Annotated in this window: 12 protein-coding genes; 10 read left to right on the top strand and 2 right to left on the bottom strand. The window is 42.3% G+C overall.

Translation table 11 applies throughout. From position 1 onward, the window contains the following. Positions 1 to 290: hypothetical protein (locus FPQ10_RS12975; protein WP_186278563.1), on the bottom strand; the 290-nt coding region annotated here is incomplete at its 3' end. A 164-nt stretch (positions 291 to 454) separates the two neighbouring features. Beyond that, on the bottom strand, positions 455 to 1,567 hold the full coding sequence (gene menC, locus FPQ10_RS05870) for an o-succinylbenzoate synthase (protein ID WP_144161731.1): 1,113 nt from the start codon (positions 1,565 to 1,567) through the stop codon (positions 455 to 457). Between the two features lie 86 nt (positions 1,568 to 1,653). Between menC and FPQ10_RS05865 the strand changes: the two genes are divergently transcribed. The 10 genes from FPQ10_RS05865 (at position 1,654) to FPQ10_RS05820 (ending at position 11,200) form a co-directional block, all read left to right on the top strand. Next, a complete protein-coding gene (locus tag FPQ10_RS05865) occupies positions 1,654 to 2,262 on the top strand; it encodes a pyroglutamyl-peptidase I (RefSeq protein WP_144161728.1) in 609 nt (202 codons plus the stop codon). Between the two features lie 12 nt (positions 2,263 to 2,274). Then, positions 2,275 to 2,565, top strand: a complete 291-nt coding sequence (locus FPQ10_RS05860; RefSeq protein ID WP_144161725.1) for a hypothetical protein — start codon at positions 2,275 to 2,277, stop codon at positions 2,563 to 2,565. A 175-nt stretch (positions 2,566 to 2,740) separates the two neighbouring features. Beyond that, positions 2,741 to 2,968, top strand: coding sequence for a hypothetical protein (locus FPQ10_RS05855; protein ID WP_144161722.1), 228 nt, complete (start codon positions 2,741 to 2,743; stop codon positions 2,966 to 2,968). A gap of 125 nt (positions 2,969 to 3,093) precedes the next feature. After that, complete coding sequence (locus FPQ10_RS05850; RefSeq protein WP_144161719.1) at positions 3,094 to 4,299, top strand: Nramp family divalent metal transporter; 1,206 nt, start codon at positions 3,094 to 3,096, stop codon at positions 4,297 to 4,299. 76 nt (positions 4,300 to 4,375) lie between these two features. After that, positions 4,376 to 4,831, top strand: a complete 456-nt coding sequence (locus FPQ10_RS05845) for a PH domain-containing protein (RefSeq protein ID WP_144161716.1) — start codon at positions 4,376 to 4,378, stop codon at positions 4,829 to 4,831. Positions 4,832 to 5,671: 840 nt separating this feature from the next. Continuing rightward, positions 5,672 to 6,574, top strand: a complete 903-nt coding sequence (gene murQ, locus FPQ10_RS05840) for an N-acetylmuramic acid 6-phosphate etherase (protein ID WP_370512027.1) — start codon at positions 5,672 to 5,674, stop codon at positions 6,572 to 6,574. A 9-nt stretch (positions 6,575 to 6,583) separates the two neighbouring features. Continuing rightward, on the top strand, positions 6,584 to 7,651 hold the full coding sequence (locus FPQ10_RS05835) for a serine hydrolase domain-containing protein (RefSeq protein ID WP_186278561.1): 1,068 nt from the start codon (positions 6,584 to 6,586) through the stop codon (positions 7,649 to 7,651). 13 nt (positions 7,652 to 7,664) lie between these two features. Further along, positions 7,665 to 9,263, top strand: coding sequence for an ABC transporter substrate-binding protein (locus tag FPQ10_RS05830; protein ID WP_144161707.1), 1,599 nt, complete (start codon positions 7,665 to 7,667; stop codon positions 9,261 to 9,263). Positions 9,264 to 9,388: 125 nt separating this feature from the next. After that, positions 9,389 to 10,333: an ABC transporter permease gene (locus tag FPQ10_RS05825; protein ID WP_144161704.1), complete on the top strand. Its 945-nt coding sequence runs from the start codon at positions 9,389 to 9,391 to the stop codon at positions 10,331 to 10,333. 36 nt (positions 10,334 to 10,369) lie between these two features. After that, complete coding sequence (locus tag FPQ10_RS05820) at positions 10,370 to 11,200, top strand: ABC transporter permease (RefSeq protein ID WP_144161701.1); 831 nt, start codon at positions 10,370 to 10,372, stop codon at positions 11,198 to 11,200. Positions 11,201 to 11,219: the final 19 nt, after the last annotated feature.

Raw genomic sequence — 11,219 nt, 5'->3', positions numbered from 1 at the left:
CGTTCACTTGCGTACTTTGAACGGTTATCCACACCGTTTGAACGGTCGTGTTTATCTTTTGAACGGTTGAGCACTTTTGTTTGAACGGTCTCGCGCATTTTTTGAACGTTGAGCGCTCTCGTTTGAACGATCCCGCGCATGATTTGAACGTTGAGCGCTCTCATTTGAACGATCCCGCGCATGATTTGAACGTTGAGCGCTCTCATTTGAACGATTCCGCGCATGATTTGAACGTTGAGCGCTCTCGTTTGAACGATCCCGCGCATGATTTGAACGTTTAGCGCTCTCATTTGAACGATCCCGCGCATGATTTGAACGTTGAGCGCCCTCATTTAAACGATCCCGCGCATGATTTGAACGTTGAGCGCCCTCATTTAAACGATCCCGCACATTCTTTGAACGTTAAACAAACTCTTTTGACCGCTTAGCACTAAACACGTTCATCAAAGCCGAATCAAAATTCAAACACCTTCTGATCAATCGTAAATTTCTCCATCGCCTCATAATCGATGTCAAATCCAATTCCTGCACCCGTTGGCACAGTGATTTCGCCGTTTTGGACGGTTACTTCCGGTGTAATAATGTCTTGCTCCCAATAAAGTGCGGGGGCTGCGGTGTCACCGGGTACGGTAAAGTTCGGCAGGCTTGTGAGTGCGATGTTGTGCGCCCGTCCAACGCCTGCTTCAAGCATGCCGCCACACCAAACATCTACTCCTTTCTCGGCACAGTAGTCGTGAATGCGTTTGGCTTCGGTCAGTCCGCCGACGCGTCCGATTTTGATGTTGATGACTTGGCAGCTTCCGAGCTCGACAGCTTTCCGAGCGTCTTCAAATGAGTTGATACTTTCATCTAAACAGATCGGTGTTTCGATCGCTTGTTGCAACATAGCGTGATCGACAATATCATCATGACCGAGTGGTTGTTCAATCATCATCAAATCGAGCGTATCCAATTGCTTCAAATGTGCCATATCTTCTAGGGTGTAGGCAGAATTGGCATCAACCATCAATTGTACATCCGGAAATTTCTTACGCACCTCGGTCAGTGGCTCGATGTCAAAGCCGGGCTTGATTTTTAGTTTTATCCGCTTATAGCCGGCATCTAATTTTTCTTGGACGCGATCGAGCAATTCATCGGTCGTAGGTGCAATACCGAGACTAATCCCGACATCAATCGTTTCTTGACTACCTCCGAGCGCTTCACTCAACGAAATGTTTTTTCTTTTGGCATAAAGGTCCCACACCGCGCCTTCAATGGATGCTTTCGCCATGTTATTCCGTCGGATGACTGCAAAGCGTTCGGTTACTTCACTCGGATGATCGATTGGTTTTTCCGTCAATAACGGGATTAAAAAATCAATGAGCATATGCTCTGTCGTTGCGACGGTTTCCTCGGTATACCAAGGCTCTGTGAAGGCGACGGATTCGCCGTAACCACGGTTACCCTCACCGTCCTCGATTTCAATGATAAAAAGTTCTTTATTCTGGAGCGTACCAAAACTCGTTTGAAACGGATTTTTCATCTGCATACGTAATTTATGTAACGTAATTTTTTGAATCGGGATCATGGAATGACTCCTTTAAACATTCAGTTATTTTCTTCATTTTATCATATCTCCGATGTGTTAAAATGACAGAAAAGGGAGCGAGGCAAATGAAAAAGTTATTGCTAACCGGTTTTGAACCGTTTTTGAATTTCAGTGAAAACCCGACGATGAATATTGTTGAAAATCTTCATGGAATAGAAATAGCTGGGTACCAGGTGATCGGCAAAAATTTGCCGGTTGATTATGAAAAAAGTGGCAATGCGATGATCGAATTGATGGATGAAGTGGGGCCAGATGCTGTTGTATCTTTAGGTCTTGCAGGTGGAAGAAACCAACTAACGCTTGAGCGGATTGCGATTAATTGTAATGAGTCCGATCAACCAGATAATGCAGGGAACAAGCCGCGGGGCGAGCGAATACATACGGAAGGACCCGATGGCATTTTTTCAACATTACCGATTCAGCAAATGGTCGACTGCTTGCATAAAGCGGGGTATCCCGCGAAAATATCTAATTCAGCTGGAACTTATTTATGTAATCATGTCATGTACAGAGCGCTTTATTACTTTCAACAAAATAAACAACAAGCGCCAGCAGGGTTTATTCATATCCCGGCTTCACACCAATTAGCTGTCGAACATGGGCGGATTCCAAGTTGGTCTCAAGCGGATTTACAAGAAGCCGTTCGAATTTGTTTGTCATGTCTCGAACAATAGAGGAGGAGCGTTATGGGGGAAATCATCTCATTTGTATTGTTGCTAATGGGCACATTACTGCTAATGTGGAAAGATCTAAAAAGGCTAAAATTCCGCGAATGGATTGGTTTCATTATTAGTCTTGTGACAGCTGTCGCGGTTGGTGTCATCATTATTTACTTTTTCGGCAATTGGATTTTGGATATGATCGATCATGCTACACTGCATTGGATTCTCAGCTGGGGCATTGCCATTTTCGGTGTAGTCATTGCATCTTATATCTATTTCAAGTTGACTCAAAAATTTACGCATGGAAAGTTATAAACCGGTGCGCTTCTATGTTCATGATGATTGAAAAAACGGTGTTCGGGGAATAGTATTCTAAAACAGCAAAAAAGGTGTGTCCCTGATGCGGTGGATTTTTCGAATGTTATTTCGTGTATTTGTAGCTAAGAAATTATATAACAAAATTCGAGGCAGAAAATAACGAGGTGATTGCATGAGTGAACTAGAAGGTTTAGATGGTACAGTGAATGTTTATGTCAATGGAAAAGAAGTTGAAGTGTTTATGGGTGCACGGGTGAGAGATGCACTCATGACTTATGATCAAGAAGCATTCAGTGAGCATTTGCAAGGTGAAATCCGAATCGAAGACCAAGATGGACACCGACTGAGTCCACAAGAACGTGTGGCAAACGGTGCACAATACTTTATTGATGAAAAATAATGCATTGTTCAAAAAGCTTCAATAGCCAGAAATTGCTGTTGAGGCTTTTTTTATATCCTCGAGCTTTGTCAATAATCAGAAAAAAATGTATACTTGAGTCAAAAAAGATTGAAAGGGAGATTTTTATGGCTCGGAAAGGGTTGGTCGAACGGATTAAACGAATTGGACCAGGAACGATTGTCGCAGCAGCGATTGTCGGGCCGGGAACGGTGACGACGGCCTCATCTGTTGGTGCGGAATTTGGTTACATACTCATTTGGGCGCTCGTCTTCTCCGTCTTGGCGACGATGTTTCTGCAAGAGATGACGACTCGTTTAGGGGTTGTGTCTCGGATGGATTTGGGTGCGGCGTTTCGAAATCAATTTCAGAATCCGATTTTGAAAACGGGTACAATCCTGTTGATTATTTCAGCGATTTTCGTCGGGAATGCGGCATACGAAGCGGGTAACATTACCGGTGGAGCCATTGGTGTGGCTGCACTGACGGACACGCCTGTTGCCTACTGGTCGATTATTATTGGTGTGATTGCTGCATTGCTTTTATGGTTTGGAAATTATCAGATGATTGAGCGTGTCTTTATTGTATTAATAGCCGTTATGAGTTTTAGTTTTATTCTCACGGCAATTGTCATCAAACCGGATATCGGCGAGATTTTTGGTGGGTTTGCTCCTGAAATTCCCGATGGGGCAGCAATTTTAGTGATCTCTTTAATCGGGACAACGATTGTACCTTATACGCTTTTCTTACAATCGGCAACGGTGCAAGAACGGTATGAAGGAAAAGAGCGTTTAGGCGATAGCCGTTTTGATATTATTTTTTCAATGGTCATCGTCATGGTTGTTACCGTTTCGATCATCGTGACGGCAGCGGTAGCTTTTCCGCTTGGAACAAATATCGAGAATCCGATTGATATGGCGGACCAATTGGAGCCACTACTAGGTACGTGGGCAAAATATGTCTTCGGAATTGGTATTTTTGCAGCAGGAATCACTTCAGCGATGACGGCGCCACTTGCTGCAGCATACGCGACAACGGGGGTACTCGGTTGGAAACAAAACCTAAAATCCTATAAATTCCGTGCCATATGGTTGTTCATATTAATTACAGGTGTCGTGTTTGCTAGTATGGGCTATAGTCCAATTCAGCTCATCGTATTCTCTCAATATGCGAACGGACTCATTTTGCCGATTATCGTTCTATTCTTGATGTTCGTCATGAACAACAGTCGAATGCTCGGCGAAAATACAAACCGAACATGGCTAAATATTGTCGGATGGATTATATTTGCGATTACGTTATTGCTTACGTTGAATAGTTTTGGAATTATTTAATGAGCGTTAGTTGAAGCCATGTCAGTTCACGTGACTGGCATGGTTCCTTATAAAAATTTCGAGAAGAGGTTTGCCGATGTATTTTCCGTCCAAAAAAGATTTGCTTTTTTTCTTGATATTCTGGGGAATTATTTTATTTTTAGTCGGCGTTTATTTTGTAGGTGGCGAACCTAGTGGCTTTCAGCTAATCGCGTATGATAGTTTGATCGGCATCATCATTAACGTATTACTGATTGGATTTTTGTTATGGATTTGGTTTGGAACGGGTTATTTAGTAGAGGACGGAAAGATCGTTATACGTTCAGGACCGTTTAAAACAACCGTGCCAATCGGCGAAATTAAAAAGTTAAGTAAAACAAAAAACCCATTTTCAGCACCGGCCTTATCGATAAATCGGATGGAAATTTTATATGGACATTATAAGGTCGCGTTAATTTCTCCAGATCATGAAGAAAAGTTCGTTGTGATGTTATTGGAAGAAAATCCGCGGATTGAATTGGATGAGAAATTAAAGAATCACATAGAGTTATGATGGTTCCATCGGGAAAAAAGTGAAACGACATAATGAAATAGAATTTCACTCCAGTTAATTTTGTTGCTGGAGTGATTTTTTGCTGTTGGCGCTGAAGTAAGATGATTTTATCGGCCGTATATGCGACCATCTTTTGAAAATATGCCCCCTATATGTCGCAATATGTACCCGGTTTCCACACATATGCTACCGATCAGACGAGATATGAGCCCGCGAGCAGGATATATGCGCCCACTTTTCATTTATATGTGCCCAACAGATCCTGGAGGAACCAATCTGAATGATGTAGATATATGCGCCCAACCTCAGGAAATATGGGCCTATCCTGACGTGTTATGCCCCCGTCTTCTACATATATGCGCCCGGCCAAGCGAGATATGAGCCCGCGAGCAGAAAATATGCGCCCACTTTTCATTTATATGTGCCCAATCAAATCTCGGAGGAACCGATCTGGATGATGTAGATATATATGCGCCCAATCCCAGGAAATATGGACCTATCCTGGCGTGTTATGCCCCGTTTTCTACACATATGCGACCGACCAGGCGATATATGAGCCCGCCGGCAGAAAATATGCTCCCACTTTTCATTTATATGCGCCCAATCAAATCTCAGAGGAACCACCCCGGATGATGTAGGTATATGCCCCATACTATAAGTAATTCCTTTCAGAATTTTAACAATCAACTGCTAAATAAAAATAAATTTCACAAAATATTGTTGAAATTTGATATTTTATTTTATACAATGAATATATAGTACTTAGCTTAAGTGTAAGTCTTTTTTTAAAACCACTTTTGAAAAGGCTTTCATATTAAGTAGGAAGGTATGAACATGGATATGCTAACGAAGCTTACGACAGAAAGACAAAACCAAAAATCTTTGCAACTCGATCAGATGCCGGTCCGTGAAATTCTTCAGCTGATAAATGAAGAGGATCGTTTGGTTGCTGATGCGGTTGCCAAGGAGCTACCTTCAATCGAGCAAGTGATTGAAAAAGTTTGCGAAAGTTTTCAAAACGGAGGGAGGTTATTTTACATTGGTGCCGGAACGAGTGGACGGATTGGGATTTTAGATTCGGTTGAATGCCCGCCGACATTCAGTACTCCGCCGGAACAAGTACAAGCGGTCATGGCTGGCGGTCAGCAAGCGTTTCTCGTAGCTGTAGAGGGTGCTGAGGATCAAGAAGTGAATGGCAGGAATGATTTATCTCAAAGAAACTTGACTGAAAACGATGTCGTGATCGGTATTGCGGCAAGTGGCCGCACGCCTTATGTGATCGGCGCGCTGAAATTCGCCAAGGAAATTGGAGCGACAGCGGTCAGTCTCGCGAGTAATCAAAAGAGTGAAATCAGTCAATATGCCGATTACTCTATTGAAGTAGAAACAGGGCCGGAGATTTTGACAGGATCGACTCGGTTAAAAGCGGCTACCGCTCACAAAATGGTATTGAACATGATTTCAACCATTTCCATGGTCAAGGTGGGGAAGGCTTATAAAAATTACATGGTCGATGTCAAGGCGTCTAATCATAAACTTCGCGAGCGCGCAAAATCGATTGTGGCAGAAGCCGCTGATGTTCGGTACGAAGAAGCGGAAGCTGTTTTACAAGAAACAGAATTTCAAGTGAAGCCGGCAATCGTCATGATCATGACAAATCAAACTTATGAATCTGTAAAACTTGCATTGAAGGCGTCGAATGGATTCGTCAAAGAAGCGATTCAACAATTGCTGAAACAGTAGGTGATAATGATGGAATTACAAAAAGAAGTCCAGACCATCACAGATTCTTATCTAACAGAAAACTATTTTAATACAGTCGATCTCTTATTCAAGCAGGCTAATCACGAAATGGTCCGGCTGTCTTACTCGGATGGCAGGTGGATCAATGAACCGACCGATCCATTGATTTTTGATTTGGCGAGTCTGACAAAAATCATCACGACGACAGGTATTCTCAGATTAATCACAGAGAAAAAGCTATCACTCGAATCAACATTAGCTGAGCATGTATCACTACCGAAGTCACTCGCAAAGGAAATCGGCCACATTACAATCGAAGAACTATTAACACACTCATCCGGTTTGAGGGCATGGTATCCATTTTATAGTCTACAAACGAGAGATTTTTTGGAAGCTTTAACCCAAATGGAACTCACACATAATCAAGAGAAAAAAACGGTTTATAGTGACTTGAATTTCATGTTATTGGGTGAAGTAATCCAAGCAATTACAGATATGCGTCTAAATGATTTTGTGAATAGCGAAATCGTAAAACCTTTAGAACTTCGGACATTAACCTACGGGCCTGTAACGAATGACAAGACCGTTATACAGACAGAGTTCGGGAACCAGACAGAGAGAAAAATGTGTTCCGAACGCAATACTTCCTTCGATGGTTGGAGAGATTTCGATCAAGCCATGAAAGGCGAAGTGAATGATGGCAATGCTCATTATTTTTTCGGTGGTCAAGCAGGCCATGCAGGGTTATTTGGAAGTATAGATGATTTACAAAAAATACTAGATTTATATAGAAAAGGGGGACTACATAAAGGAACCGTCTTTATTGAGCAAGAGTTAGTCGACCGATCGCTTTGCTCGTTAATCGAACAAAGAGGACTCGGTTGGCATTCGGGTGAACCATTTCCGACTGGAGTTGGTCATACAGGATTTACAGGAACATCGATTTGGCTTGACCGAACCAATGAGCTGACGGGGATTATTTTAACGAACCGCTTGAATGAATCGACACCAAAGAACATTAATCCTTATCGCTTACAGGTACATCAAAAAGTAGTGGATTCGATTCAAAAATACTAGGAGGTAGAAACTCTTGAAAAACAAAAAAATTCTTTTGGCTTTGTTTGCGATTACATTCATGATGTTGCTTGTGGCTTGTGGAGGAAGCGATGATGAAGGAGCGTCCGGTGAAACAGATACGGAGAAAACGGAAGATACAAATACAGAAACGGAAGAAGGCAATGAAGAAGAATCGTCTGGCGAGCAAGTGTTGAAAATTGCGAACGATCAAGAACCGGCAGGACTTGATCCACATATTACACCAGCACATTCATCCGTTCGTGTTTATTCAAAAATTTACAGTACGTTAGTGCGTTTCGATGAAAACATGGAAATTACTTCAGATCTTGCGAAAGAGTGGGACTGGAAAGACGATACGACACTTGTTTTCCAATTAAGAGAAGGTGTCACTTTCCATAATGGAGACGAAGTGACAGCAGAAGATGTCATTTATAGTTTTGAGCGTATTTTAGATGAAGAAACGGGTTCACATATTGCTTCTTATCTTGGTTCGATCGATAGCATGGAAGCAACGGACACTTACGAAGTTACGTTCCACTTAGCAAGTCCGGATGCAACACTGTTAACGAATCTGACAAACTCTAGTGCAGCGATCGTCAATCAAGCAGTTGTTGAAGAAAATGGTGACTTGCAGCAGGTTGCAGTAGGAACAGGACCATTCAAATTGGAAGAATGGGTTCCAGATAACCGTGTAACGCTATCCAAAAACGAAGATTATTATGTTGAAGGACAGCCAGCAGTAGACAAACTGGAATATTACACAATGGTTGAAGAAGCTTCTAGATTATCAGCGGTGCGTACGGGTGAAGTCGATATGACTACTGTTACCGCACAATCGGCTGAGCTTTTGGAAAACGAAGAAAACGTCAATGTGATGGATTTTCAAACATTGGAATATAGCTATGTTGGTTTTGATATGAACCACGAAATCTTAAGTAATCAAAAGGTCCGCCAAGCACTAAGTCTTGCGACGAACCGTGAAGCGATTGCGGATATCGTATGGAATGGCCAGGCGACAGTCAGTGGTCCGATTGCACCATCTATGGGGAACTGGTCGATCGATGTGAAAGAACATGATCTTTATTCAAATGATCTTGATCAAGCACGTCAGTTATTGGAAGAAGCGGGCTATGGTAACGGCTTTGAAATTGAAATCACTGCAGCTTCTACGTATGCTGACATGATTGATACGGCTCAGATTCTACAGCAACAGTGGGCAGAAATCGGTGTTGATGCATCCATTAAACAAGTTGAATGGGGCGAGTATATCGACATTTGGTCAAATACTTCTGCTGACGTTCTTGTCGGAAGAAACGGTTCCGGAAGTGACCCAGACCGTGCAATGAACTACTTCTTTAATTCTGAAGGTTCTGCAAACGTATGGGGTTATGCAGATGAAGAGTACGATGAAATCGTTACAAATGGTAAAACAACGATTGATGATGAGAAACGTCAAGAAATTTATGTAGAAGCACAAAATCATCTATTGGAACAGTCTCCAAACTTATTCTTAGTTTCTCCGAAAAACTATGTGGCTGTTCGGGACTCTGTTGAAAACTATCAACCATACCCGCACAATGCTGAATATATTGTAGAAACAACGAAGAAATAAGTTCATTATTCAATTGACCGAGCAACTCGATTAGGTTTATACAATGTTGGTTGCTCCGGGTTAAAAAAGAATGAGAGGCTGCTTATTGATAAGCAGCCTCATCTTTCTACTTAAGGGTGAGATTCATGTACGCATATATAATTAGAAGGCTTCTCATGATTATTCCAGTGTTGTTTGGTGTCTCGGTCGTTATTTTCTTTACGCTTCGAGTCATCCCGGGAGATGTCGCACAAACAATTCTCGGTACAAGCGCTACAGAAGAATCATTAGCAGCACTACGTAATAAATTTGGTCTTAATATGCCGTTGTATGAGCAATATTTTACATGGATGTCCGGTGTGCTTGTCGGGGATTTCGGTGTATCGATGCGGACCGGGGCAGAAATTCTGCCGGAAATTTTAAGCCGCTTTGCGATCACGTTTGAATTGACCATTTTAGCAGCCTTCATTTCATGGATTATTGCTATTCCACTCGGCATTATTGCTGGGGTGAAACGGAATACAAAAACGGACTTCTCCGTTCGGATCATTTCCTTATTAGGAGTATCCGTTCCAAACTTTGCGTTGGCAACAATCTTAATCTTAGTTCTATCACTTAGCTTCAATTACAGCCCGCCAGTCGGATATGTCGGTTTTTTCGAAGATCCAGTAAAGAATCTACAATTCCTTTTCTTACCTGCCTTTGTGCTTGGAACAGGAATGGCTGGAGCAGTCATGCGGATGACTAGATCGTCCATTTTGGAAATATTGCGGCAAGATTTCATTCGTACTGTACGCGCTAAGGGTGTGAGGGAGCGAGTGGTCATTTTCAATCATGCTTTTAAAAATGCGCTGATTCCGATTTTAACGATTATCGGGATGCAAATTGGCGTTTTACTCGGTGGTACGGTCATCATTGAACAGATTTTCTCTTTACCGGGATTAGGCCAAATGGTGTTAACCGGTATTAACCAACGTGACTTTACCGTCGTGCAAGGGGCTATTTTATTTATTGCTTTTGTTTTTGTCCTGATTAATTTGCTCGTTGACTTACTCTATTCTTATTTAGATCCGAGAATATCGTACAAATAGTCTAGCATGGATGAGTCTTAAGAAAGTGGGATTCGAATGAGAGATTTTACACGAAAAATAATAGAAGACAAAGTGGGGCTCGTCGGTCTGATCGGTGTTTTGCTTGTTGTCTTGTTGGCTATTTTCGCGCCGATCATCGCGCCTTATGCGCCGGATAAAATGCACACGCTTCATACGATGGAAGGGCCGAGTTCCCAGTTTTTTTTCGGTACCGATGAATTTGGTCGCGACATTTTTTCCCGTGTCGTTTATGGTGCGCAAGTTTCCTTGCAAGTCGGCTTGATCGCCGTTGGAATCGGAGCATTTTTTGGCTTGTTATTCGGTTTGTTGGCTGGTTTCTTTCAAGGGAAAATCGACCAGTTCATCATGCGAATCATGGATATCTTTTTCGCTTTTCCGGATATTCTTTTAGCCTTGACGATTGTCGCGGTTTTAGGACCGAGTTTGACGAACACGATGATTGCGATTGGTATTGTGTTTACGCCGGTTTTCACCCGTTTGATCCGTTCAGCAGTGTTGACCGTTAAGGAAAATGAATACATTACCAATGCGGAAGCGGTTGGAGTCAGCAATACGAAGATTATCGTCAAACATATTGCACCGAACGTAATGGCGCCGTTCATCGTACAAATTACCCTCGCTTTATCAGGTGCTATTTTAACAGAAGCCGGTTTAAGCTTTTTAGGCTTAGGTGTTCAGCCACCGGATCCTTCATGGGGCGTCATGCTGAATGAGAGTCGCTCTTATATGGAAATTGCGCCATGGATGATGGCGTTCCCAGTAACCGCAATCATCATTACAATTTTCTGTTTTAATCTATTGGGTGATAGTTTACGAGATTTGCTCGATCCGAAGTTAAAACAATAACTTTTTGATAAAGGATGAA

It is taken from the genome of Allobacillus sp. SKP2-8 (assembly GCF_007559355.1).
GTDB classification, from domain to species: Bacteria; Bacillota; Bacilli; order Bacillales; family Alkalibacillaceae; genus Allobacillus; species Allobacillus halotolerans.
This window is presented reverse-complemented; position numbering and strand designations above follow the sequence as displayed.

Coding starts and splice junctions, on each gene's coding strand:
- menC (WP_144161731.1), bottom strand. CDS start 1,567: ATGATCCCGATTCAAAAAATTACGTTACATAAATTACGTATGCAGATG.
- FPQ10_RS05865 (WP_144161728.1), top strand. CDS start 1,654: ATGAAAAAGTTATTGCTAACCGGTTTTGAACCGTTTTTGAATTTCAGT.
- FPQ10_RS05860 (WP_144161725.1), top strand. CDS start 2,275: ATGGGGGAAATCATCTCATTTGTATTGTTGCTAATGGGCACATTACTG.
- FPQ10_RS05855 (WP_144161722.1), top strand. CDS start 2,741: ATGAGTGAACTAGAAGGTTTAGATGGTACAGTGAATGTTTATGTCAAT.
- FPQ10_RS05850 (WP_144161719.1), top strand. CDS start 3,094: ATGGCTCGGAAAGGGTTGGTCGAACGGATTAAACGAATTGGACCAGGA.
- FPQ10_RS05845 (WP_144161716.1), top strand. CDS start 4,376: ATGTATTTTCCGTCCAAAAAAGATTTGCTTTTTTTCTTGATATTCTGG.
- murQ (WP_370512027.1), top strand. CDS start 5,672: ATGCTAACGAAGCTTACGACAGAAAGACAAAACCAAAAATCTTTGCAA.
- FPQ10_RS05835 (WP_186278561.1), top strand. CDS start 6,584: ATGGAATTACAAAAAGAAGTCCAGACCATCACAGATTCTTATCTAACA.
- FPQ10_RS05825 (WP_144161704.1), top strand. CDS start 9,389: ATGTACGCATATATAATTAGAAGGCTTCTCATGATTATTCCAGTGTTG.
- FPQ10_RS05820 (WP_144161701.1), top strand. CDS start 10,370: ATGAGAGATTTTACACGAAAAATAATAGAAGACAAAGTGGGGCTCGTC.